This is a genomic window from Nocardia farcinica, assembly GCF_001182745.1.
GTDB lineage: Bacteria > Actinomycetota > Actinomycetes > Mycobacteriales > Mycobacteriaceae > Nocardia > Nocardia farcinica.
The window spans coordinates 1,268,793-1,289,843 of sequence record NZ_LN868939.1; the positions used below are offsets into that span (position 1 = coordinate 1,268,793).

Annotated in this window: 27 protein-coding genes; 21 read left to right on the plus strand and 6 right to left on the minus strand. The window is 71.5% G+C overall.

Annotated elements, in window-relative coordinates:
- Window positions 1–188: 188 nt before the first annotated feature.
- Genes AMO33_RS22900 through AMO33_RS22915 form a run of 4 tightly spaced genes read left to right on the plus strand, consistent with a single transcriptional unit; the run spans window position 189 to window position 5,087 of the window.
- Complete coding sequence (locus AMO33_RS22900; protein WP_060594209.1) at window positions 189–1,034, plus strand: redox-sensing transcriptional repressor Rex; 846 nt, start codon at window positions 189–191, stop codon at window positions 1,032–1,034.
- Entirely contained in the window at window positions 1,031–2,464 is a 1,434-nt protein-coding gene (locus AMO33_RS22905) for a glutamyl-tRNA reductase (protein WP_060594211.1), read from the plus strand. Before AMO33_RS22900 ends, AMO33_RS22905 begins: the two co-directional genes overlap by 4 nt.
- Window positions 2,461–3,528, plus strand: coding sequence for a hydroxymethylbilane synthase (gene hemC / locus AMO33_RS22910; protein WP_050768175.1), 1,068 nt, complete (start codon window positions 2,461–2,463; stop codon window positions 3,526–3,528). Before AMO33_RS22905 ends, hemC begins: the two co-directional genes overlap by 4 nt.
- On the plus strand, window positions 3,525–5,087 hold the full coding sequence (locus AMO33_RS22915; protein ID WP_060594213.1) for a bifunctional uroporphyrinogen-III C-methyltransferase/uroporphyrinogen-III synthase: 1,563 nt from the start codon (window positions 3,525–3,527) through the stop codon (window positions 5,085–5,087). Before hemC ends, AMO33_RS22915 begins: the two co-directional genes overlap by 4 nt.
- 4 nt (window positions 5,088–5,091) lie before the next feature.
- On the opposite strand, the gene AMO33_RS22920 is transcribed toward AMO33_RS22915, so the two are convergent.
- Window positions 5,092–5,391 carry a hypothetical protein gene (locus AMO33_RS22920; RefSeq protein WP_060594215.1) on the minus strand — a complete coding sequence of 100 codons (300 nt, stop codon included), beginning with the start codon at window positions 5,389–5,391 and terminating at the stop codon, window positions 5,092–5,094.
- Window positions 5,392–5,684: 293 nt separating this feature from the next.
- Between AMO33_RS22920 and hemB the strand changes: the two genes are divergently transcribed.
- The 5 genes from hemB (at window position 5,685) to AMO33_RS22945 (ending at window position 8,758) form a co-directional block, all read left to right on the plus strand.
- Window positions 5,685–6,662 (plus strand): porphobilinogen synthase, encoded by a 978-nt coding sequence (hemB, locus tag AMO33_RS22925; RefSeq protein ID WP_011211700.1) that lies wholly within the window; start codon window positions 5,685–5,687, stop codon window positions 6,660–6,662.
- A 56-nt stretch (window positions 6,663–6,718) separates the two neighbouring features.
- A complete protein-coding gene (locus tag AMO33_RS22930) occupies window positions 6,719–7,183 on the plus strand; it encodes a hypothetical protein (RefSeq protein ID WP_060594217.1) in 465 nt (154 codons plus the stop codon).
- Between the two features lie 303 nt (window positions 7,184–7,486).
- Window positions 7,487–8,032 carry a DUF3093 family protein gene (locus AMO33_RS22935; RefSeq protein ID WP_060594219.1) on the plus strand — a complete coding sequence of 182 codons (546 nt, stop codon included), beginning with the start codon at window positions 7,487–7,489 and terminating at the stop codon, window positions 8,030–8,032.
- On the plus strand, window positions 8,029–8,274 hold the full coding sequence (locus tag AMO33_RS22940; protein WP_060594222.1) for a hypothetical protein: 246 nt from the start codon (window positions 8,029–8,031) through the stop codon (window positions 8,272–8,274). The genes AMO33_RS22935 and AMO33_RS22940 overlap by 4 nt, the downstream gene beginning before the upstream one ends.
- A gap of 268 nt (window positions 8,275–8,542) precedes the next feature.
- Window positions 8,543–8,758 (plus strand): hypothetical protein, encoded by a 216-nt coding sequence (locus AMO33_RS22945; protein ID WP_127516265.1) that lies wholly within the window; start codon window positions 8,543–8,545, stop codon window positions 8,756–8,758.
- 27 nt (window positions 8,759–8,785) lie between these two features.
- Here AMO33_RS22945 and AMO33_RS22950 read toward each other — a convergent pair whose 3' ends face one another.
- The gene (locus tag AMO33_RS22950) at window positions 8,786–9,175 is read right to left on the minus strand and encodes a hypothetical protein (RefSeq protein WP_041560447.1); all 390 of its coding nucleotides are present in this window, start codon (window positions 9,173–9,175) and stop codon (window positions 8,786–8,788) included.
- A gap of 169 nt (window positions 9,176–9,344) precedes the next feature.
- Here AMO33_RS22950 and hemL point away from each other — a divergent pair, with 169 nt between their 5' ends.
- From hemL to AMO33_RS22985, 7 genes are all read left to right on the plus strand, one after another.
- On the plus strand, window positions 9,345–10,682 hold the full coding sequence (hemL, locus tag AMO33_RS22955) for a glutamate-1-semialdehyde 2,1-aminomutase (protein WP_011211694.1): 1,338 nt from the start codon (window positions 9,345–9,347) through the stop codon (window positions 10,680–10,682).
- 443 nt (window positions 10,683–11,125) lie between these two features.
- Window positions 11,126–11,743 carry a histidine phosphatase family protein gene (locus AMO33_RS22960; protein ID WP_050768344.1) on the plus strand — a complete coding sequence of 206 codons (618 nt, stop codon included), beginning with the start codon at window positions 11,126–11,128 and terminating at the stop codon, window positions 11,741–11,743.
- A complete protein-coding gene (locus AMO33_RS22965) occupies window positions 11,740–12,381 on the plus strand; it encodes a TlpA disulfide reductase family protein (RefSeq protein WP_228790707.1) in 642 nt (213 codons plus the stop codon). Before AMO33_RS22960 ends, AMO33_RS22965 begins: the two co-directional genes overlap by 4 nt.
- Complete coding sequence (locus AMO33_RS22970) at window positions 12,378–13,208, plus strand: cytochrome c biogenesis CcdA family protein (RefSeq protein ID WP_060594224.1); 831 nt, start codon at window positions 12,378–12,380, stop codon at window positions 13,206–13,208. The genes AMO33_RS22965 and AMO33_RS22970 overlap by 4 nt, the downstream gene beginning before the upstream one ends.
- Entirely contained in the window at window positions 13,205–14,878 is a 1,674-nt protein-coding gene (resB, locus tag AMO33_RS22975; RefSeq protein ID WP_011211690.1) for a cytochrome c biogenesis protein ResB, read from the plus strand. Before AMO33_RS22970 ends, resB begins: the two co-directional genes overlap by 4 nt.
- Before the next feature lie 2 nt (window positions 14,879–14,880).
- Window positions 14,881–15,849, plus strand: coding sequence for a c-type cytochrome biogenesis protein CcsB (gene ccsB / locus AMO33_RS22980; RefSeq protein ID WP_011211689.1), 969 nt, complete (start codon window positions 14,881–14,883; stop codon window positions 15,847–15,849).
- A gap of 37 nt (window positions 15,850–15,886) precedes the next feature.
- On the plus strand, window positions 15,887–16,111 hold the full coding sequence (locus tag AMO33_RS22985; RefSeq protein WP_062954234.1) for a hypothetical protein: 225 nt from the start codon (window positions 15,887–15,889) through the stop codon (window positions 16,109–16,111).
- A gap of 27 nt (window positions 16,112–16,138) precedes the next feature.
- On the opposite strand, the gene AMO33_RS22990 is transcribed toward AMO33_RS22985, so the two are convergent.
- On the minus strand, window positions 16,139–16,339 hold the full coding sequence (locus tag AMO33_RS22990) for a hypothetical protein (RefSeq protein WP_041561414.1): 201 nt from the start codon (window positions 16,337–16,339) through the stop codon (window positions 16,139–16,141).
- 76 nt (window positions 16,340–16,415) lie between these two features.
- The gene (locus tag AMO33_RS22995) at window positions 16,416–16,631 is read right to left on the minus strand and encodes a BldC family transcriptional regulator (RefSeq protein WP_011211687.1); all 216 of its coding nucleotides are present in this window, start codon (window positions 16,629–16,631) and stop codon (window positions 16,416–16,418) included.
- Window positions 16,632–16,814: 183 nt separating this feature from the next.
- Here AMO33_RS22995 and AMO33_RS23000 point away from each other — a divergent pair, with 183 nt between their 5' ends.
- The 5 genes from AMO33_RS23000 (at window position 16,815) to AMO33_RS23020 (ending at window position 19,580) form a co-directional block, all read left to right on the plus strand.
- Entirely contained in the window at window positions 16,815–17,156 is a 342-nt protein-coding gene (locus AMO33_RS23000) for a DUF4229 domain-containing protein (protein ID WP_060594227.1), read from the plus strand.
- Between the two features lie 13 nt (window positions 17,157–17,169).
- Window positions 17,170–18,255, plus strand: coding sequence for an L-cysteine desulfhydrase Cds1 (cds1, locus tag AMO33_RS23005; protein WP_060594229.1), 1,086 nt, complete (start codon window positions 17,170–17,172; stop codon window positions 18,253–18,255).
- 91 nt (window positions 18,256–18,346) lie between these two features.
- The gene (locus AMO33_RS23010) at window positions 18,347–18,565 is read left to right on the plus strand and encodes a helix-turn-helix domain-containing protein (RefSeq protein ID WP_011211684.1); all 219 of its coding nucleotides are present in this window, start codon (window positions 18,347–18,349) and stop codon (window positions 18,563–18,565) included.
- Window positions 18,565–19,134: a Clp protease N-terminal domain-containing protein gene (locus tag AMO33_RS23015; RefSeq protein ID WP_011211683.1), complete on the plus strand. Its 570-nt coding sequence runs from the start codon at window positions 18,565–18,567 to the stop codon at window positions 19,132–19,134. The genes AMO33_RS23010 and AMO33_RS23015 overlap by 1 nt, the downstream gene beginning before the upstream one ends.
- A gap of 53 nt (window positions 19,135–19,187) precedes the next feature.
- Window positions 19,188–19,580 (plus strand): phage holin family protein, encoded by a 393-nt coding sequence (locus AMO33_RS23020; RefSeq protein ID WP_011211682.1) that lies wholly within the window; start codon window positions 19,188–19,190, stop codon window positions 19,578–19,580.
- A 12-nt stretch (window positions 19,581–19,592) separates the two neighbouring features.
- Here the strand turns inward: AMO33_RS23020 and AMO33_RS23025 are convergent, their stop codons facing one another.
- Together AMO33_RS23025 and AMO33_RS23030 are read right to left on the minus strand one after the other, a co-directional pair.
- Window positions 19,593–20,462 carry a 1,4-dihydroxy-2-naphthoate polyprenyltransferase gene (locus tag AMO33_RS23025; protein ID WP_060594231.1) on the minus strand — a complete coding sequence of 290 codons (870 nt, stop codon included), beginning with the start codon at window positions 20,460–20,462 and terminating at the stop codon, window positions 19,593–19,595.
- A 93-nt stretch (window positions 20,463–20,555) separates the two neighbouring features.
- Complete coding sequence (locus AMO33_RS23030) at window positions 20,556–21,020, minus strand: SRPBCC family protein (RefSeq protein WP_060594232.1); 465 nt, start codon at window positions 21,018–21,020, stop codon at window positions 20,556–20,558.
- Window positions 21,021–21,051: the final 31 nt, after the last annotated feature.

The window sequence follows — 21,051 nt, forward strand, 5'->3', positions numbered from 1 at the left end:
TCACCGACTTTGTGCATGGCTTCACAAGCGGTTACGGTGGTGGCACGCGACCCGCATGCCGAGGCTGCGGAGCCGCCATGAAATCCGACAAAATCGACCAGGGTACCGGGGCGCGTGCGCCCGGGCCGGAGGTCGAGCGACGTACCGGGCCTGCCTGTGCGCAGGTTCGGCAGCGAGGAGCCGACGACGTGACAGAGCAGCATGAGACGCCAGGTGGCGTCTCCGGCGGGGCTCTGCGCGCTGTGCAGAAGGACATTCCGCAGGCCACGGTGGCGCGGCTGGCCGCCTATCTGCGGGTCCTCGCCATGCTCGCCGACGACGGTGTGCTCATCGTATCGAGTGAGGAACTCGCTGTCGCGGCGGGTGTCAATTCGGCCAAGCTGCGCAAGGATCTGTCGTTCCTCGGGCCCAACGGCGTCCGGGGTGTCGGCTATGACGTGGCCAAGTTGCGGGCCAGGATCGAGGACGTGCTCGGACTGTCCGACGGACACCGCGTGATCCTCATCGGCGCGGGAAATCTGGGCCGCGCCCTGGTCGGTTACGGCGGTTTCCGGCGGCGCGGCTTCACCGTCGTCGGCATCTACGACAACGATCCCGCCGTCATCGGCCGGTCGGTGGCCGGACTGGTGGTGCGCGACATCGCGCGGCTGGCCGCCGACGTCGCCGAACTGCACCCCACCATCGCGGTGCTCGCGGTGCCCGACGAGGCCGCCCAGGGCGTGTGCGACCAGCTGGTCGCCGCCGGGCTGCAGTCCATCCTGAGCTTCGCCGCCCTCGGCCTGAGCGCCCCGCCCACCGTAGAGGTGCGCCGGGTGGACCTGGCCGTGGAGATGCAGTTGCTGTCCTTCGAGCGGGCGCGCAATGCCGAGCCCGAGCCGCTGCCCGAAGCGGCCTCCTCGGGGCGCATCGCCCGCCGGGTACCCGGCGGGCACACCCCGGCCGCGCCCGCGGCCATCCAGCGTTCCGCCGCACACGCGGCTACCTCGCACACGGCAATGGAGCCAACCAGCAAGGGATCGGTGGTCACACCATGAGCGTTCTTCTCGTCGGGGTCTCGCATCGCAGCGCCCCCGTCTCGGTGCTCGAGAAAGTAGCGATCACCGACGCCGACCGACCCAAGCTGATCGACAAGATGCTCGCCTCCAGCCACATCTCGGAGGCCATGATCGTCTCGACCTGCAACCGCGTGGAGGTCTACGCGGTCGTCGACGCCTTCCACGGCGGTCTCGCCGAGGTGGGTGAACTGCTCACCAGGCATTCCGGGCTCGCCATGCCCGACCTGACCAAGCACGCCTACGTCCGCTACAGCGAGGCCGCCGCCGAGCACCTGTTCGCGGTGGCCAGCGGGCTGGACTCGATGGTGGTCGGCGAGCAGCAGGTGCTCAGCCAGATCCGCGGCGCCTACGCCACCGCCGACGCCCAGCAGGCCGTCGGCCGCACCCTGCACGAGCTGGCCCAGCACGCGCTGCGGGTCGGCAAGCGGGTGCATTCGGAGACCGGCATCGACCGCGCGGGCGCGTCGGTGGTCTCGGTCGCGCTGGATCGCGCCGGGCAGGTGCTCGGTGACCTGGCCGGCCGTACCGCCGTCGTGGTCGGCGCCGGCGCGATGGGCGGACTGTCGGTCGCGCACCTGGCGCGCGCCGGGATCGGCCGCATCATCGTGGTCAACCGGACCATCGAGCGCGCGCGCAGGCTGGCCGAGACCGCGGCCTCCTACGGGGTGGAGTCCTCGGCGCTGGAACTCGACCGCCTGCACGAGGCGATGTCGGCCGCCGACGTGGTGCTCTCCTGTACCGGTGCCGTCGGCGCCGTGGTGACCCTGGCCGACACCCATCGTGCGCTGGCCGACCGGGACCGCGCCGAATTCCCGGCCGGTGACCGGCCGCTGGTGTTCTGCGACCTCGGCCTGCCGCGTGACGTGGAACCCGCCGTCGCCGGGCTGCCCGGTGTCGCGGTGATCGACATCGAGTCCCTGCAGCGCGATCCGGCGGCCGGCGCGGCCGCCGACGACACCGCCGCCGCGCGCTCGATCGTCGCCGAAGAACTCGCCAAGTACCTGGCCGGCCAGCGGATGGCCGAAGTGACCCCGACCGTGGCCGCGCTGCGGCAGCGTGCCGCCGAAGTGGTGGAAGCCGAACTGCTGCGGCTGGATTCGCGGCTGCCCGGCCTGGCCGAGCCGGAACGCGACGAGGTCGCGCGCACCGTGCGCCGCGTGGTCGACAAGCTGCTGCACGCGCCGACCGTGCGGGTCAAGCAGCTGGCCTCCACCCCGGGCGGCGACAGCTACGCCGAGGCCCTGCGCGAGCTGTTCGAGCTCAAGCCGGGTGCGGCGCAGGCGGTCGCGGCGCCGATGGAGATCACCGCGATCGGCCCCGACCGTACGGCCGGACTGGCCGACGACTTCACCCCGGGCCACCGCCTGGATTTCGAGCAGCACCTCGGCGAGGAGGGAAAGCCGGCATGATCGTCGCGCAGGAACAGGGCAACGTGGGCGCCGCGGCGACGGGTACGCCGCTGCGGATCGGCACCCGCGGCAGCCTGCTGGCGATGACCCAGGCGGGCACGGTCCGCGATGCGCTCATCGCGGCCGGCCGCCCGGCCGAACTGGTGGTGGTCAAAACGCCCGGCGACATGTCGTCGGACCCGGTGCAGAAGATCGGCGTCGGGGTGTTCACCTCGGCGCTGCGCGACGAACTCGCGGCGGGCACCATCGACCTCGCGGTGCACTCCTACAAGGACCTGCCGACCGCGCCGGACCCGCGGTTCGTCATCGCCGCGATCCCCCCGCGCGAGGACCCGCGCGACGCGCTGGTCGCCCGGGACGGCCTGGTGCTCGGTGAACTGCCCGCGGGCGCGAAGGTCGGCACCTCGGCCCCGCGCCGGGTGGCTCAGCTGCGCGCGCTCGGGCTCGGCCTGGACATCGTGCCGCTGCGCGGCAACCTCGACAGCAGACTCGCCCGGGTCACCGACGGTGAGCTGGACGCCGTCGTGGTGGCCCGCGCGGGCCTGTCCAGGATCGGGCGGACCGCGGTGATCACCGAGGCGCTCGAACCCGTGCAGATGCTGCCCGCGCCCGCCCAGGGCGCGCTCGCGGTGGAGTGCCGCAGCGAGGACGCCGCCCTCATCGAGGCGCTGGCCGAGCTCGACGACGCGGCGACCAGAGCCGCGGTGGTGGCCGAGCGCGCGTTGCTCGCCGAACTGGAGGCCGGCTGCACCGCCCCCGTCGGCGCGCTGGCCGAGGTCGTCGAATCGCTCGACGACGACGGCAGGATCGTCGAGGAGCTCTCGCTGCGCGGCTGCGCCGCCGCGGTGGACGGCTCGGAGGTGCTGCGCGCCTCGGTGGTCGGCGATCCGGAGCGGGCGGCCGAGCTCGGCCGCGCGCTGGCCCGCGAACTGCTGGAACTCGGCGCGCGCGAGCTGCTCGTCGAGGTGGCGGCCACGGAGCCGGGCGCGCGCTCCGGGACCGGCGCGGTGCGCCCGCCAGAGACAGACCTCAGCAATCCCAGTCCGATGGAGAACCCCCAATGAGCCGAGCCACCAAGAAGCACCCCGGTCGGATCCTGTTCGTCGGGTCGGGTCCCGGGGACCCGGCGCTGCTCACCGTGCGCGCGCGGGAGGTGCTCGGCCGAGCGACACTGGCCTTCACCGATCCCGACGTGGACAAGGGTGTGCTCGCGCTGATCGGCACGGCGGTGGAGCCGAACGAGGACGGCACCAGCCCGGTCGATGTGCGGCCCGCCCTCGGCGAGCCCGCCGAGGTCGCCAAGACCCTGATCGCCGAGGCGCGGGGCGGTCACGACGTGGTGCGCGTCGTCGCCGGTGATCCGCTCACCACCGATTCGGTGATCACCGAGGTCACCGCGGTCACCCGCTCGCACATGGTCTTCGAGGTGCTGCCCGGCCTGCCGAACGGTTCGGCCGTGCCCAGCTACGCGGGCATCGCGCTCGGCTCCGGCCACACCGAGGCCGATGTGCGCGGCGAGGTCGACTGGGCCGCGCTGGCCGCCGCGCCCGGCCCGCTGGTCCTGCACGCCACCTCCGGCCACCTCGCCGAGACCGCGAGCGCGCTGGTCGAGCACGGCATGGCGCCGCAGACCCCGGTCGCGGTGACCGTGCGCGGCACCACCCGTCAGCAGCGCACCATCGAGGCGACGCTGGCGACCCTCAACAGCGCGGCCTCCGAGCTGGTCGGCCCGCTGGTGGTGACCATCGGCAAGGTCGTCTCCTCGCGGTCGAAGATGTCGTGGTGGGAGTCGCGGGCGCTCTACGGCTGGACCGTGCTGGTGCCGCGCACCAAGGATCAGGCCGCCGAGATGAGCGAACGGCTGGTCACCCACGGCGCCATCCCGATGGAGGTGCCCACCATCGCCGTCGAGCCGCCGCGCAGCCCCGCCCAGATGGAGCGCGCGGTGAAGGGCTTGGTCGACGGGCGCTACCAGTGGGTGGTCTTCACTTCCACCAACGCCGTGCGCGCGGTGTGGGAGAAGTTCGCCGAGTTCGGCCTGGACGCGCGCGCCTTCTCCGGTGTGAAGATCGCCTGTGTCGGCGAGGCCACCGCGGACAAGGTGCGCTCGTTCGGCATCAACCCCGAACTGGTGCCCTCCGGTGAGCAGTCCTCCGAGGGCCTGCTGGCCGACTTCCCGCCCTACGACGACGTGTTCGACCCGGTCAACCGGGTGCTGCTGCCGCGCGCGGACATCGCCACCGAGACGCTGGCCGAAGGGCTGCGCGACCGCGGCTGGGAGATCGACGACGTGACCGCGTACCGGACGGTGCGCGCCTCGCCGCCGCCCGCCGAGACCCGCGAGATGATCAAGACCGGCGGTTTCGACGCGGTCCTGTTCACCTCCTCGTCCACCGTGCGGAACCTCGTCGGTATCGCGGGCAAGCCGCACGCGCGCACCATCGTGGCGTGCATCGGGCCCAAGACCGCCGAGACCGCCGTGGAATTCGGTCTGCGGGTCGACGTGCAGCCCGAGGTCGCCCAGGTGGGCCCGCTGGTCGAGGCACTGGCCGAGCACGCCGCCCGGCTGCGCGCCGAGGGCCTGCTGCCCCCGCCGCGCAAGAAGAGCCGTCGCAGCCGGTAGCGAATCAGCGGCTGTAGCGCAGCAGGGTGCGGACCATGCGGCAGGTGGCGTCCGAGGGTGGGCGGATGCCGACGAGTCGTGCTGTCTCCCTGATGCGCTCGTTGCCGGCCTGGCTGGGCAGGTAGACGCCGGAGTCGAGCAGGGCGATGCTCAACCGCATCGCCTTGAGCCGCCGGTTGTGCCTGACGTACCAGCTGCGCGGCTTACCGGGCGGCAGCGGACGGCGGCGCAGCGGGTGGTAGGGCGTGATCGGCTCGTTCCTGCGGCCGGTGGACGGGTTGTGCGCGGTTGCGGTAGCAGGCACCTGAATCCTCCCCTCGCGACCGGGATGCGGACGATTCCCGGTCGAACACACTGTCGATTCTAGCGGTGACCACCGACAGAAACGGCGGTGGCGCAAGGGAATTGGTGTTGCGGAAGGGTTGCCGTCGGCTGCGCAACGGTGCGCGGGCCGACCGAGCGCGGCTCGGCCCCGGATTCGCTTCGGGCCACCGTTCGCGGCTGGCGGCGGGGAACGGCCGCGCGGGCGAATCGGGCGTTCCGCAGCATCCCCGAGGCCGGCGCGACGTCCGTTTTCCGCAGGCGTATGGTGCGAATATGACCGGAATGGACCGCCCACGGCGGTTGCGCCGTACCCCCGCGTTGCGTCGCCTGGTGGCCGAAACCACAGTGGAGCCACGCCATTTGGTGCTGCCCATGTTCGTCGCCGACGGGTTGGACGAACCGCGTGAGATCGGGTCGATGCCCGGCGTGCAGCAGCACTCGATGGATTCGTTGCGCAAGGCCGCCACGGAGGCGGTCTCGGCGGGGGTCGGCGGTCTGATGCTGTTCGGCGTGCCACGGCCGGAGGACAAGGACCCGGCGGGCAGCCAGGCCAGCGACCCGGACGGCATCCTGAACCGCGGGCTGCGCGCGCTGGCCGAGGAGGTCGGCGACGCCACCGTGATCATGGCCGACACCTGTCTCGACGAGTTCACCGACCACGGCCACTGCGGGGTGCTCGCCGCCGACGGCCACGTCGACAACGACGCCACCCTGCACCGCTATGTGGACATGGCGCTCGCGCAGGCCGAGGCCGGGGCAGACCTGCTCGGCACCAGCGGCATGATGGACGGCCAGGTGGGCGCGATCCGCCGCGGTCTGGACGCGGTCGGCCGCACCGACACCGGCATCCTCGCCTACGCCGCCAAGTATTCCTCGGCCTTCTACGGGCCGTTCCGGGAAGCGGTGTCGTCCTCGCTCCAGGGGGACCGCCGCACCTACCAGCAGGACCCGGCCAATCGCCGCGAGTCGATGCACGAGCTGGATCTGGACCTGGCCGAGGGCGCCGACATCGTGATGGTCAAGCCCGCCATGTCGTACCTGGACATCCTGCGCGAGGTCGCCGACCGTTCCCCGGTGCCGGTGGCGGCCTACCAGATCTCGGGGGAGTACTCGATGATCACCGCCGCCGCCGAGCGGGGCTGGATCGACCGGCGCGCCGCCGTGCTCGAGTCGCTGGTCGGCATTCGCCGGGCGGGCGCGGACATCGTGCTGACCTACTGGGCGACCGAGGCCGCGCACTGGCTGTCGTGAGGTATCCGCCCAGCCCTCTCGGTCCGCCCGCGGAGCCTGCCCCCGCACCGGAAGAGGTGCGCATCGCGACCCAGCTGTGGTGGGGCGTGGTCGCGGTCGGCCTGGTGCGCGTGATCGCCGGGGTGCTCGCGCTGCTCGACCGGCGCGCCGAACTCGAGCGCGGCATCCTCGACGCCGCCCGGGCCTCCGACCCGAACGCCCCGCTCGCCGCCGCCCAGCTGGCGGTCTCGATCATCATCGTGTTCACCATCGTGGCCGGGCTGGGCTTGCTGGCGGTGACCGCCGCCGTGGCCCACCAATTCGGCCGCGGCCGGTCCTGGGCGCGGGTGGTGCTGACGATCGGCGGCATCCTGCTGTTGTTCGACCTGCTCACCGCGCTGTTCGCGGTGAGCGGCGGTACCGGCGCGGCGGCCTTCGTAGCCGGTGCGGCGGGCGTTCTGCAGGGTGTGCTGGCCGCCGGTGCGCTGTATCTGGGTTATCGGCCCGCCGCGAATGGGTACTTCTCTGTGAACCGAAGGTAAACCGGTGACGGCCTCATCGCCGAGTTTGTCCCGCCGACCGGGACATGTATGGTGAGAGTTGTCACAGGAGACATGGGAACCGGTGGTCGGTGGTCATGCGTTGTCTAGCGTTGCGAGAACACGGTGTCCAGCTGCCTCCGGGAGATCGGAGGCATCGATGCGAGTGGTGATCCAGCAGCCGCAGAGCATTCGGAAAGACGTGGTCGTTCTCAGCCTGCTGATCCTGTTCGGATTGGTCACCGTGGCCGTGCTGCTGCTGCCGGGGCTGGCCGGCTGAGCGAAGTCGTCGATGGACATGCCGGCATGACCGAGGGGGCTGCCGAGCCCGTCCTGTTCACCGAACCGGGAGCGCGCTGGCGCGCCGTGGCCTACGGGCCGGTGCTCTGCCTGGTGATTCTCGTGCTGGAGCTGGTGACCGGTGGTCCGGTGCACTGGTTCGCACTCGTTTTCTGCGCGGTGCTCGTCGCGGCTTTCGTGGCGTTGCAGGTCTATGCCGCGCGCACGCATGTGAGTGTCGAACTCACCCCCGCGGCCCTGCGCCAGGGCACCGAGACCCTGCCGCTGGCCGCGATCGACGAGGTGCTGCCCGAGCGCGACGAGGATTCCTGGGACGACGAGGAATGGGAATCGGCGCGGGCGCTCGGTGAACTCACCGGAGTGCCACGGCGGCGCAAGGGAATCGGGCTTCGCCTGCGCGAGGGTGGCATGGTGCAGGCGTGGGCGCGCGATCATCGCGGGTTGCGGGCCGCGCTCACCGGCGCCCTGGCCGAGCAGGCCGGTAGCGCCGACCGGCCGGGAACCGACACGATGGCGGAGCCGGACGAGCACGAGGACGGAGGGCACGGATGAGGCGGGACGTATTCCTCGCGGCGGCGGAGACCGTCGTGGCGGTGCTGTGCCTGGTCGGGCTCGTGGCGGCATGGCAGTGCGGCGTGGTGAGCACCGCGTTCCTGCCGGTCGGGGACATTCCCGGATTCGAGTCCAGCCGCTATGCGGGACCGTGGCTGATCCTTGCGGTGTTCCTCGTCGCGGTGGCCGGACTGTGTGTGATCGACGCGCTGGCGCGCGTGCTGGGGAGCCGAAACCGCTGACGCCCAGCCTGTTTCACGCGGGCCCGCGCGGGAATCCCACCCGTCGTGAACGTCGTCCTGTTGCCCACGGTCCCCGCCCCGCTGCTGCACCTGCTGCCCGAGCCGCTGGCCTGCCTGGTCTCCACCGGGTCGGCGGGGTTCTGCACCGGCCTGACCTAGACAGTGAAGCAATCGCGCCTCAGATCCCGGCCGATGCGCCTACCCTGATCGGCAGGACGGTGGACCGGAACCTGCCGTGGCCCACCGCTGTCGACGAGAGGTGCCCATCGTGACGTCCCCGATCATCCGGCTCGGCCTCGCTGCCGCCGCCGTCGCCGCCCTCGGCACGGTGGCGGGTCCGGCCGCGGCCGAGCCCGCCGGACTGCCGCTCGAGCCGAGCCCCGTCGCGACGCTGGTGCCCGAAACCGGTTCGGCCGGAGCGGTCAACGGCCTCCTGTGCGCGCTGCAGACGATCTCGGCCGAACTGCCCTGCCTCCAGACCTAGCCGGGACTCGGAAACAGCGCGCCGCGGCTATCGCGTCCAGTTCTGGTACACGTCGAGCACCCGGCCGTTACGGGTGCCCGGCGCGTTGAGGTAGATCGACACCGTGCCGTCGGGGTGGCGGGCACTCTCGGCGATCACCTGCCGCAGCGAGGCGTGCACGGAACCGTTCTCGTCGCGCCACAGCCGGGTCTCCGGGTGCAGGCCCGCGCCCATCCGGTTCAGCGGCACCACCATGGAGACCACCGCGGGCACCGGCCCGCCGGCCAGCGCGACGGTCTCGTCGTGGTTCAGCTGGACGCCGATGCGGCCCTCACCGAGGTCGAGAAGGGGATCGGCGGCCGCGGCGGTGCCCGCCCCCAGCCAGGCGCCGGCGGCCGTGACGGCCAGCGCGATCGAGCCGACGAGTGCGTACCGCATGTGAACCCTCCCGATGCGCGAGCTGCGTGACGCATCGAGATTACGCATCGGCAAACGTTCGGCGACCGGAATCGGCGGAAACGGCCACCCGGCGCGTCGCTGCGGTGCGGGTCACCTCTCCTACACCCTGTCGTCGACGGCTGTCCGGCGGGCTGCGACACTGGAGGCCGTGAGTGCTTCTCCGCGCGCGACCCATGCCTCGGCGGCGGCTTCGGCCCGGCTCTTCGACCGGGCCGCCCAGGTGATCCCCGGCGGCGTCAACTCGCCGGTGCGGGCCTTCCGATCGGTCGGCGGCACCCCCCGCTTCATCGCCTCGGCCGACGGCTACACCCTCACCGACGCCGACGGCAACGAGTATGTCGACCTGGTGTGTTCGTGGGGCCCGATGATTCTCGGGCACGCGCACCCCGCGGTGGTCGACGCGGTGCGGCGGGCGGCCACCGGCGGCCTGTCCTTCGGTGCGCCGACCGAGGCCGAGGTGGAGCTGGCCGAGCACATCGTGGCGCGGGTCGCCCCGGTGGACCGCGTCCGGCTGGTCAACTCCGGCACCGAAGCCACCATGAGCGCGGTCCGGCTGGCCCGCGGTTTCACCGGCCGCACCAAGATCATCAAGTTCGCCGGCTGCTACCACGGGCACGTGGACGCGCTGCTCGCCGACGCGGGTTCGGGTGTGGCGACCCTCGGGCTACCGACCTCGCCCGGCGTCACCGGCGCCCAGGCGGCCGACACGATCGTGCTGCCCTACAACGACCTGGACGCCGTCGCCGCGGCCTTCGAGGCCAACCCCGGCGAGATCGCCTGCGTCATCACCGAGGCCGCCGCGGGCAACATGGGCGCGGTCGCACCACTGCCCGGTTTCAACGCGGGCCTGCGCGAACTCACCGAGAACCACGGCGCCCTGTTGATCATGGACGAGGTGATGACGGGCTTCCGGGTCAGCCGCTCGGGCTGGTACGGCCGCGAGGGCGTGGCGGGCGACCTGTACACCTTCGGAAAGGTGATGAGCGGTGGACTGCCCGCCGCCGCGTTCGGCGGACGCGCCGAGGTGATGAACCAGCTGGCTCCGCTCGGGCCGGTGTACCAGGCGGGCACGCTGTCGGGTAACCCGGTGGCCGTCGCCGCGGGCCTGGCCACGCTGCGCGCCGCCGACGACGCGGTCTACGCCGCGCTGGATCGCAACGCCGAGCGGCTCGGCGGACTGCTCACCGAGGCGCTCACCGCGGCCGGGGTCGAGCACCAGGTCCAGTTCGCGGGCAATATGGTGAGCGTGTTCTTCAGCGACCGCCCGGTCACCGACTACGCCACCGCCAAGGCCAGCCAGACCTGGCGTTTCCCCGCCTTCTTCCACGCGCTGCTCGACGGCGGTGTGTACGCGCCGCCGAGTGCGTTCGAGGCGTGGTTCGTCTCCGCGGCGCTCGACGAGGACGCATTCGCCCGTATCGCCGCAGCCCTGCCCGCCGCCGCTCGCGCGGCCGCGGCCGCCACCCCCGAAGGATCCCGCGCGTGAGTCCCGACCACGACCAGCCCGCCGAGCGCCGCGAACCACTCGAGGCCGACAACCCCGCCGCCGACACCACCGCCGACCTGACCGTCGCCCCGCCCGCCGCCGACGCGACAGCGGCCCCCACCGCGGATTCGGCCGTCCCCGTGCCGTCGGCGACCGACGCAGAGCCGGGGTTCGATCCGGACCGGCCCTCGCCCACCGTCGCCGAGCAGGCGGTGGCGCCCGACGCGCCCGCCGCCGCGCAGTCGGCACCGACGAGCGCCGAGGAGACCGAGGCCGGTTTCCCGACCATCGATGCCCCGTTCAGTGAGGCCGAAGCCAGGGGCTCCGCCGCTGCCGATGCCGATTCGCCGGCCGCCGACCGGGCCGCGCGCGCCACCGTGGCGCACACCGAAACCCGTGCGCCGCAAGCTGATTCGCTCGATGCCGACGACGAGGTCGAGACCATCGTGCATGTGCTGCGGCACGGCGAGGTGCACAACCCCAACGGCATCCTCTACGGCCGGCTGCCCGGCTTCGGGCTCTCGGTCACCGGCCGGGCCCAGGCGGGCGCGGTCGCGCGGGCGCTGGCCGATCACGACATCGCCCTGGTGATCGCCTCGCCGCTGCAGCGCGCGCAGGAGACCGCCGAGCCGATCGCCGCGCAGCACGGGCTGCTCGTGCGCACCGACGAGAACCTCATCGAGGCGGGCAACACCTTCGAGGGCCTGCGCGTGTCGGTGGGCGACGGCGCACTGCGCAAGCCGCGGCACTGGTGGAAGCTGCGCGATCCGTTCACCCCGTCCTGGGGCGAGCCCTACCTGCAGATCGCGCACCGGATGCTGGCCGCGGTGAACAAGGCGCGGGTGGAGGCGGCGGGCCACGAGGCGGTCCTGGTCTCGCACCAGCTGCCGGTCTGGACGCTGCGCCGGTTCCTGCAGGGCCAGCGGCTCTGGCACGACCCGCGCACCCGGCAGTGCTCGCTGGCCTCGCTGACCTCGCTGGTCTACCGCGGCGACACCCTGGTCGACATCGTCTACTCCGAGCCCGCGGGCGGGTCGGATCCCACGGTGCACGGCGCATGAGACGCCCCGCGTCGTTCCCGGCGCACCGGTCCGCGCGGCCGGTGCGGGTCGTGGCGGCTCTGCTCGCGTGCGTGGCGCTGGTCGCCGGGCTGGCGGGCTGCTCCACCGGGACCGACGCGGTCGCCACCGGCGGCACCTTCGAATTCGTCTCGCCGGGCGGCAAGACCGACATCTTCTACGATCCGCCCGCCGCGCGCGGCACCATCGGCGAGTTGTCCGGCCCCGACCTGATGACCGACGGGAAGACGATCTCGGTCGCCGACCACCCCGGCCAGGTCGTGGTGCTCAACATCTGGGGCCAGTGGTGCGGGCCGTGCCGGGCCGAAGCCCCCGCGCTCGAGCGGGTCTACGAGGCGACCAAGGACTCCGGGGTGGTCTTCCTCGGCATCAACGTGCGCGATTTCCAGCAGGACAAGGCGCGCGACTTCGTCACCGACAACAAGGTCGGCTACCCCTCGATCTACGACCCGGCCATGCGCACCCTGCTCGCGTTGGGCGGCAACTTCCCGACCAGCGTCATCCCCACCACGCTGGTGCTCGATCGCGAGCACCGGGTCGCCGCGGTGTTCCTGCGCACCCTGCTCGCCGAGGACCTGCAACCGGTCGTGCAGCGCATCGCCGAGGAGGGCAGGCAGTGACCGTGCTCGCCGGGGTGGGGGAATCGTTCCAGCAGACCGCGGCCACCGGCCCGGTGCTGCTCGCGCTCGGCGCCTGCGTGCTGGCGGGGCTGGTGTCCTTCGCCTCGCCGTGCGTGGTGCCGCTCGTGCCGGGCTACCTGTCCTATCTGGCCGGACTGGTCGGCGCGGAGGCGCCGCCCGCCACCGCGGCGGAGGCGGCCGAGGGGCGGGTCGCCACCGTCACCACCGCCGACCGCGCGGCGAAATTGCGTGTCGCCGGTGCGGCCGGACTCTTCGTCGCCGGGTTCACCGTGGTCTTCGTGCTCGCCACCGCGACGGTGTTCGGACTCATCCAGACCCTCAACGTCAATCGCGACCTGCTGCAACGGGTCGGCGGTGTGGTGACGATCGTGATGGGCCTGGCGTTCCTCGGCCTGATCCCGGCGTTGCAGCGCGACACCCGGATGGCGCCGCGCAGGCTCACCGGCATCGTGGGTGCGCCGCTGCTCGGCGGCGTGTTCGCCCTGGGCTGGACCCCGTGCCTCGGCCCGACGCTGTCGGGGGTGATGGCGGTGGCCGCGGGCACCGAGGGCACCACCGCGGTTCGCGGCGTCGCCCTGATCGTGGCCTACTGCCTCGGTCTCGGGCTGCCGTTCATCGTCCTGGCCTTCGGCTCGGCGGGCGCGCTGCGCGGCGTCGGGTGGTTGCGCCGCAACTCGCGCACCATCCAGATCATCGGCGGCCTGCTGCTCGTCGCGGTCGGGATCGCGCTGGTCACCGGAGCCTGGGACCAGTTCGTCGGCTGGGTGCGCGACGCGTTCGTCTCCGAGGTGACCCTGCCGATATGACCGTGACCGAACAGCCCGCCGCCGACCCCGCCCCCCGGACCCCGCCCCGCCAGTCGCTCCCCGGGCGCGCCTGGGCGCTGGTGCGCAACACCTGGCGCGGCCTCACCAGCATGCGCACCGCGCTGGTGCTGCTGTTCCTGCTGGCGCTGGCCGCCATTCCCGGCGCGCTGCTGCCCCAGCGCAGCCTCAACGAGCAGAAGGTCGAGCAGTACATCGCCGACCGGCCGACGCTCGGGCCGTGGATGGACCGGTTCGAGTTGTTCGACGTGTTCGGCAGCTTCTGGTTCACCGCGATCTACGTGCTGCTGTTCATCTCCCTGGTGGGCTGCATCCTGCCGCGCTCGCTGGACCACTACCGCGCGCTGCGCACCCCGCCGGTGCGGGCGCCGCGCAATCTGGCGCGGCTGCCGCACCATCACGAGGACCGTTCGGCGCGCACGCCGCAGCAGGTGATCGACCATGCCCGCACCCAGTTGCGTGGCTGGCGCACCGAGGTGCGGGAGGGCGGTCGCGAGGGCGAGCTCACCGTGTCGGCGGAGAAGGGCTACTTCCGCGAATTCGGCAACCTGGTCTTCCACCTGGCGCTGGTCGGGCTGCTGGTGTCGATCGCGGTCGGCAAGCTGTTCGGTTACGAGGGCAGCGTCATCGTCATCGCCGACGACGGGCCCGGCTTCTGCACCACCTCGCCCGCGGTGTTCGACTCCTTCCGCGCGGGCAACGTCAACGACGGCACCGGTATGACCCCGATCTGCGTGCGGGTCAAGGACTTCCGCGCCGACTACCTCGACACCGGCCAGGCCGAGATGTTCACCTCCAATATCGCCTACCAGGCCGGGGACGACCTGCGCACCGGCACCTGGCGCGAGACCACCTTGAAGGTGAACCATCCGCTGCGCGTCGAGGGCGACCGGCTCTACCTGCAGGGTCACGGCTACGCGCCGACCTTCACCGTCACCTTCCCGGACGGGCAGACCAGGACCGAGACCATCCAGTGGCGGCCCGACGACGCGCGCACCTTCCTGTCCAGCGGCGTGCTGCGCATCGACCCGCCCGGCGGCATGTACGCCACCGACGAGGAGCGCCGCCGGAACCAGATCGCCATCGAGGGCCTGTTCGCGCCGACCGCCATGCTGCACGGCAGCCTGCTCACCTCCGTGTTCCCGCGGATGGACGACCCGGCCGTCGCGGTCGACATCTATCGCGGCGACACCGGGCTGGACACCGGCAGGCCGCAGTCGTTGTTCGCGCTGGACCAGGAACTGGTCCGGCAGGGCAGGCTCGCCAAGGAAGCCAGGGTGAACCTGCGCCCCGGCGAGTCGACCACCCTGCCCAACGGCACGAAGGTCACCTTCGACGGCGCGAAGGAGTTCGTGAACCTGCAGGTCTCGCACGACCCGGCGCAGCAGTGGGTGCTGGTGAGCGCGCTGACGATGATGGCGGGCCTGCTGGTCTCGCTGCTGGTGAAGCGGCGCCGTATCTGGATCCGGGTCTACCCCGCCCGCGACGATGCCGGTACCGTGGACCAACGACACACCGTAGTAGAGATGGGCGGTCTGGCCAGGACCGACCAGGCGGGCTGGGGCGCCGAGTTCGACCGGCTGCGCGCGCGCCTGCTCGAACCGGACACCGACACGGCGGCCCGCACCGGGGCCGACACCACGGGAGACTGACGATGCCGATCGACGACACCCTCGCCCAGTACAGCGATCTCGCCTTCAAGACCGCGCTGATCGTGTACACCCTGGTGCTCGGGCTGCTGATCTGGCAGTACTCCTCGGCCCAGGTGCGCAAGGTCGGCGAGCGCGAACTCGTCACCGCCGGCGGCGGGGGAGAGCGGCCGACCGGGCCCGGCAAGCTGGTGGAACCGGCGGCCAGGCCGCTGTCCGAGCGACTGGGCAACATGGCGTTCTCGGTGCTCGTCGTCGGCTTCGTGCTGCACGTGGCCTCGATCGTGTTGCGTGGCTTCGCCACCGACCGGTTCCCGCTGGGCAACATGTACGAGTTCGTCACCATGGCCTGTGCGGCCGCGGTGCTGGTCGGCTTCGGACTGCTGCGCGAGCAGCGCTACCGCTCGATGTGGGTGTTCCTGCTCGTGCCGGTGCTGATCCTGATGTTCCTGGCGGGCACCGTGCTCTACGCCGACGCCGCGCCGGTGGTGCCCGCGCTGCGCTCGTTCTGGCTGCCGCTGCACGTGACCATCGTCAGCGTCGGCAGTGGCGTGTTCCTGGTCTCGGGCGTGGCCAGCCTGCTGTTCCTGTACCGGATCCGCCAGCCCGAGGGGCAGGAGTCGGGCAACGTCCTCGGCGCGATCGCCAAGCGCCTGCCCGACGCCCGCACCCTGGACCGGCTCGCCTACCGCACCACGATCATCGGCTTCCCGTTGTTCGGCGCCGGCGTCATCCTGGGCGCCATCTGGGCCGAGGCCGCCTGGGGCCGCTTCTGGGGCTGGGACCCCAAGGAGACCTGCTCCTTCATCGCCTGGGTCCTCTACGCCGCCTACCTGCACGCCCGCGCCACCTCCGGCTGGCGCGACACCAAGGCCGCCTGGATCAACGTGGCCGCCTTCGTCGCCATGCTCTTCAACCTGTTCATCATCAACCTGGTGATCAGCGGCCTGCACAGCTACGCGGGACTCACCTAGGAAGGCCGAACGGCGGGGGCGGGTGCACTGCTCGAGGATGGTGCGGGCCCTGGCCCCGACTCGGGCCCCGCACGGCGGGATCTGTCACTACATCATGGGCATGTTCGGGAACATCATGTTCCACATGTTCCGGAGCATGGCCATCATCTGCATACACATCTCGTTCATCGTGGCGATCTCTTTCTCGAGCGCGGCCCACAATTTGCGGGCCGTTCACCGGCTACCCGGAATCGCGGGTGCCATGCCGGTGATCGTCACGTGACCGAGTACGTGGTCAGCGGTGGGTGGGTCAGCGGTCGGGATTGCCCTCGGTGTCGGGGTGCTGCTTGCGGGAGATCCGCCAGAGGAAATCCGGGTCGTCGTCGGGGCCGAGCACCGGGCGGCGACGCGGGGGCGGTGGGGCGGGATCGGCGGGCTTTCCGGGGCCGAACGCCTTCCAACACAGCACTGCCACCGCGACCACAGCGATGAGGGCCAACAGGTACGTCACGTGGCTCACCTCCTGCCACCGAGGGTAGCCCCGTACGCGGTCCACGCCCAGCGTGGACCGCGAGAATCGAGCCCGCTCAGCGCTCGGGAGTGCCCGCCTCGGTGGTGAGCGACTTCAGCAACTGCATGACCTCGGACTCGCGGAAGCGGCGATGTCCACCGGGAGTGCGCAGCGACCCGAGGCGGCCCGCGTGCGCCCAGCGGGTGACGGTCTTGGGATCGACGTGGAACAGGGCGGCCACTTGGCCCGGGGTCAGCAAGGTGTCCTGGCCGCCGACGGTGATCGCACTCATAGCAAACCTCTCCGTTCTCGACAGTTCCCTCATCAGATGGCGCCATCGTCGCACCCGAACCCCTAGGTACTCGAACCACCTACAGTTGGTAAAGGCGAAGTAATGGACAAATCGGATGTCCGTTCGAGGTGGCCGGACCCGGGCAACTCGGACGCGGCTAACCCGTGGCCTACCCTGGTTCAGGTGAGCGAATCCACTGGATCGGAGAGTGCGCGGCCCGCCGGGAGTCCGCGCGTCGGACGCAGCCTGGCGATCAATCTGGCGCTGTACACCCTGGCCAGGCTGGTGCTGGTGGCCGTGATCACGGTGGTGATCGTGCTGGTGGCCCAGCTCGTGGATGTCCAGGTGCCGTTGGTGGTGGCGATTCTGTTCGCGCTGATCATCGCGATGCCGCTGTCGCTGACCCTGTTCAAGGGCCTGCGGGCGCGGGTGAACGCCGACATCGCGGCCGTCGACGCCAAGCGCAGGCAGGACAAGGCCCAGCTGCGGGCGCGGCTGCGCGGCGAAGGCGACGGCGCGCCGTGACCGGGGCGCGGCGGTGAAGTTCTGCGACCGCAGCGTCGCGCGCGACTGGGTGGACAACGCGGTGCGCCTGATCGACGCCGACGCCCAGCGCAGCGCCGACACCCATCTGCTCCGCTACCCGCTGCCCGCGGCGTGGAACATCCAGCTGTACCTGAAGGACGAGTCCACCCACATCACCGGCAGCCTGAAGCACCGGCTGGCCCGCTCGCTGTTCCTGTACGCGATCTGCAACGGCTGGGTCACCGAGGGCACCACGATCGTGGAGGCGTCCTCGGGGTCGACGGCGGTGAGCGAGGCGTATTTCGCCAAGCTGCTCGGACTCGATTTCGTCGCGGTGATGCCGGCGAATACCTCGCCGCAGAAGATCGCGCTGATCGAGGCCCAGGGCGGCCGCTGTCACTTCGTGCGACGCCCGCCGGAGATGTACACCGAGGCCGCGCGGCTGGCGGCCGAGTGCGGCGGGCACTACATGGACCAGTTCACCCACGCCGAACGGGCCACCGACTGGCGCGGCAACAACAACATCGCCGAGAGCATCTACCACCAGCTGCGGTTGGAGACCCATCCGGTGCCGGAATGGATCGTGGTGGGCGCGGGCACCGGCGGAACCAGCGCCACCATCGGCCGCTACATCCGTTATCGCAGGCACGCCACCAAGCTGGCGGTGGTCGACCCGGAGAACTCCGCCTTCTACGGCGGCTACGAGACCGGTGACGCGGGCTATCAGACCGGGATGCCGTCGCGCATCGAGGGCATCGGCCGTCCGCGGGTGGAGCCGTCGTTCGTGGGGCAGGTGGTCGACCGGATGATCGAGGTGCCCGACGCGGCCTCGATCGCGGCCATGCGCCATGCCGGCCGGGTACTGGGGCGGCGGGTCGGCGGCTCCACCGGCACCAACCTGTGGGGGGTGTTCGGCCTGATCGCCGAAATGCTGGCCGAGGGCCGCTCCGGCAGTGTGGTGACGCTGCTGTGCGACGGCGGTGACCGCTACGCCGGCACGTACTACGACGACGCGTGGGTGGCGGCCCAGGGGTTGAGCCTGGCCGAGCCCACGGCGGTGCTGGAGGAGTTCCACGCCACCGGCCTCTGGAAGGGCTGACTGTCCCACTCTCGATGACGGCGGGGTCGCCGCGCGCTCGCAATGTCAATTTTTCTTGACATCTGCCGTGGATGTCAACGAAAATTGACGCATGACGGAAGCGACCACTCTGGCAGCCGCGGCGGGCAGCCCGGATCCCGCGACCGGGCTCCGCGCGGTGCGCGCCCTGCGCCGACTGCTCGAACGACTGGAGGCGATCCAGGTGGCCAACGCCCGCGATCAGGGCTGGTCCTGGCAGGCCATCGCCGACGCGCTCGAGGTCAGCAAGCAGGCGGTCCACCAGAAATACAACCGGAAAGGCACCCGCTGATGTTCGAACGATTCACTCGCTCGGCCCGGACGGCCGTCGTCGTCGCCCAGGAGGAGGCCAGGGAACTGCGTTCCCCGCGCATCGAGGTGGAGCACCTGCTGCTCGGCCTGCTCGACCAGGGCGAGCCCGGGCTGCGCGAGCTGCTCGCCGAGGCCGGGCTCACCCGCGACGGCGTGCGGCGCACCCTCGCCGCCGACGCGGCCGGCGACCCGCTCGGCCCCGAGGACGCCGCGGCGCTGCGCTCGATCGGCATCGACCTCGACGCGGTACGCGAGACGCTGGCCGCGGAGTTCGGCGAGGACGCTCTCGACCGCGCGGCCCCCGAGCCGCAGCGCCGACGCTGGACCGGCGGGCACATTCCCTTCACCAAGGAGGCGAAGAAGGTGCTCGAACTGGCGTTGCGGGAGGCCCTGGCGCGCAAGGACCGTGGCATCGAATCCGGCCACGTCCTGCTCGGCATCCTGCGTGCGCCCAACGCCACCACCGAGCGGTTGTTCGGCGGTGCGGCCCGCGTCGAGTCGTTGCGTCCCCGCGTGCACGAGCTGCTGGACCGGCAGCGCGCGGCGTGAGCGACGCGTTTCGCCGCCGCCCCGCACGCTGCGGTGCCGCTTAGCATGGGCGCATGCAGCTTGTGATTCGGTTGGTCATCAACGCGGTCGCCCTGTGGCTGGCCGCCGCCTGGGTGAGCGGGATCGAGATCCTCAGCCCCGCCGAAGACGGCACCGGCGCCAGGATCGTCGTCGTGCTGGTGATCGCCGCGGTGTTCACCCTCGTCAACGCGTTGGTGAAACCGGTGGTGAAACTGCTGTCGCTGCCGCTGATCCTGCTCACCCTCGGCCTGTTCCTGCTGGTGATCAACGCCCTGATGCTGTGGCTCACCGCGAAACTGACCGAGCTGGCCGACACCAACGGCTACGGGCTCGAGGTCAACGGCTTCTGGGCGGCGGTGTTCGGCGGCATCATCGTCTCGATCGTGAACTGGGTACTGGGCGCCCTGGTGCCCGACAACGACTGAGCCGTACCCTAGTCAGCCCAGCGCGAGCGCGAGCGCGCCGAGCACCGACCAGGCCAGCAGGGCGAGACCGGAATCACGGAGCGCCGGAATGAGTTCCAGGCCCTGGCCGCCCGTGCGCACCGGCGCGTTGGCGCGGACCGCCAGCGGCGCGGCGAGCAGGCCGAGCAGCGCCCAGGGGGTGCGCAGCACCAGCAGCAGCGTGATCACGAACGGGATCAGCAGCAGCACCAGGTGCAGTGTGCGGGTGCGGGCGTCGCCGAGTTTGACCGCCAGCGTGGTCTTTCCGGTCGCGGTGTCGGTGGGGATGTCGCGCAGGTTGTTCGCGACCAGCACCGCGCTGGAGAAGGCGCCGACGCCGACGGCAAGCGCCACGCCCACCCAGTCGATGCGCTCGGCCTGCACGAACTGCGTGCCCAGCACCGCGATCAACCCGAAGAAGACGAAGACGGCGATCTCGCCGAATCCGCTGTAGCCGTACGGTTTGCTGCCGCCGGTGTAGAACCAGGCCCCGGCCAGGCAGACCGCGCCGATCAGCAGCAGCCACCAGGCCGTGGTCAGGGCCAGCACCAGCCCGAGCGCCGCGCCGAGCGCCAGGCTCAGGATCGCCGCGTTCTTGACCGCGGCGGGCGAGGCCAGCCGGGAACCGACCAGGCGCAGCGGCCCGACGCGCTCGTCGTCGGTGCCGCGCACGCCGTCGGAGTAGTCGTTGGCATAGTTCACCCCGACGATGAGGGCCAGCGAAACCAGCAGGGCCAGTACAGCTTTCCACCAGACGACGGCATCCAGCGCGGCCGCCGCGCCGGTTCCGGCGATCACCGGGGCGATCGCGTTCGGCAGGGTGCGGGGCCGGGCGCCCTCGAGCCATTGCGCAGCTGTTGCCATGCACGCAGCCTATGCCGTGCGCGCGGCCCGAGCCGTGTCGGATTCCCGCGGCGGTGCCGCCCGCGGGGTGACGCCCGCGGGTTGACGCCGCGGTCAGGCGCCCGATTCGGCGGCGACTCGCAGCCTGGCCAGTCCCTTCTCGAAGTCCTTACCGATCAGCCGGTCCATCGGGATCACCGCGGCGAACACGGCCCCCAGGCCGCTCCGCTCGCCGCGCATCCGCCACGCCACCTCCGTGCTGGTGGTGCCGACCGGCGCGAGGGTGAAGGTGACGTCGTTCGTGGCGCGCATCGGCTTGCGGAACTCGAGCCGCACCCCCACTTCACGGCCGGTGTCGGTGACGATCTCCATCGTCCCCGCGCCCGCCTTGCGATTGCCCTGCCAGGAGTACCGGGCGCCCGGGCCGGACTCGGGCCCGGAGTATTCGCGCCGCAGCGCCGGATCGAGGTCCTCCCACGGGGACCACTCGCGCCACCGGCGCAGATCGGCGATCAGCGCGTGCACCTGTTCCGGTTGCGCCGAGATCACGGTGTGGCGCACCACTTCGAACTCACCCATGCGGCCAGGCTAGGCGCAGTGCCGCCGGTTA

Bases quoted from the DNA above. Each gene is read 5' to 3' on its own strand.
- AMO33_RS23015 (WP_011211683.1), top strand. From the start codon at position 18,565: ATGTTCGAACGATTCACTCGCTCGGCCCGGACGGCCGTCGTCGTCGCC.
- AMO33_RS22950 (WP_041560447.1), bottom strand. From the start codon at position 9,175: ATGCGGTACGCACTCGTCGGCTCGATCGCGCTGGCCGTCACGGCCGCC.
- AMO33_RS22935 (WP_060594219.1), top strand. From the start codon at position 7,487: ATGACCGAGGGGGCTGCCGAGCCCGTCCTGTTCACCGAACCGGGAGCG.
- AMO33_RS22995 (WP_011211687.1), bottom strand. From the start codon at position 16,631: ATGAGTGCGATCACCGTCGGCGGCCAGGACACCTTGCTGACCCCGGGC.
- AMO33_RS22915 (WP_060594213.1), top strand. From the start codon at position 3,525: ATGAGCCGAGCCACCAAGAAGCACCCCGGTCGGATCCTGTTCGTCGGG.
- AMO33_RS22905 (WP_060594211.1), top strand. From the start codon at position 1,031: ATGAGCGTTCTTCTCGTCGGGGTCTCGCATCGCAGCGCCCCCGTCTCG.
- AMO33_RS22985 (WP_062954234.1), top strand. From the start codon at position 15,887: ATGGTGCGGGCCCTGGCCCCGACTCGGGCCCCGCACGGCGGGATCTGT.
- AMO33_RS23030 (WP_060594232.1), bottom strand. From the start codon at position 21,020: ATGGGTGAGTTCGAAGTGGTGCGCCACACCGTGATCTCGGCGCAACCG.
- resB (WP_011211690.1), top strand. From the start codon at position 13,205: ATGACCGTGACCGAACAGCCCGCCGCCGACCCCGCCCCCCGGACCCCG.
- AMO33_RS23025 (WP_060594231.1), bottom strand. From the start codon at position 20,462: ATGGCAACAGCTGCGCAATGGCTCGAGGGCGCCCGGCCCCGCACCCTG.
- AMO33_RS22940 (WP_060594222.1), top strand. From the start codon at position 8,029: ATGAGGCGGGACGTATTCCTCGCGGCGGCGGAGACCGTCGTGGCGGTG.
- AMO33_RS22965 (WP_228790707.1), top strand. From the start codon at position 11,740: ATGAGACGCCCCGCGTCGTTCCCGGCGCACCGGTCCGCGCGGCCGGTG.
- AMO33_RS23010 (WP_011211684.1), top strand. From the start codon at position 18,347: ATGACGGAAGCGACCACTCTGGCAGCCGCGGCGGGCAGCCCGGATCCC.
- ccsB (WP_011211689.1), top strand. From the start codon at position 14,881: ATGCCGATCGACGACACCCTCGCCCAGTACAGCGATCTCGCCTTCAAG.
- hemC (WP_050768175.1), top strand. From the start codon at position 2,461: ATGATCGTCGCGCAGGAACAGGGCAACGTGGGCGCCGCGGCGACGGGT.
- hemB (WP_011211700.1), top strand. From the start codon at position 5,685: ATGACCGGAATGGACCGCCCACGGCGGTTGCGCCGTACCCCCGCGTTG.
- AMO33_RS23020 (WP_011211682.1), top strand. From the start codon at position 19,188: ATGCAGCTTGTGATTCGGTTGGTCATCAACGCGGTCGCCCTGTGGCTG.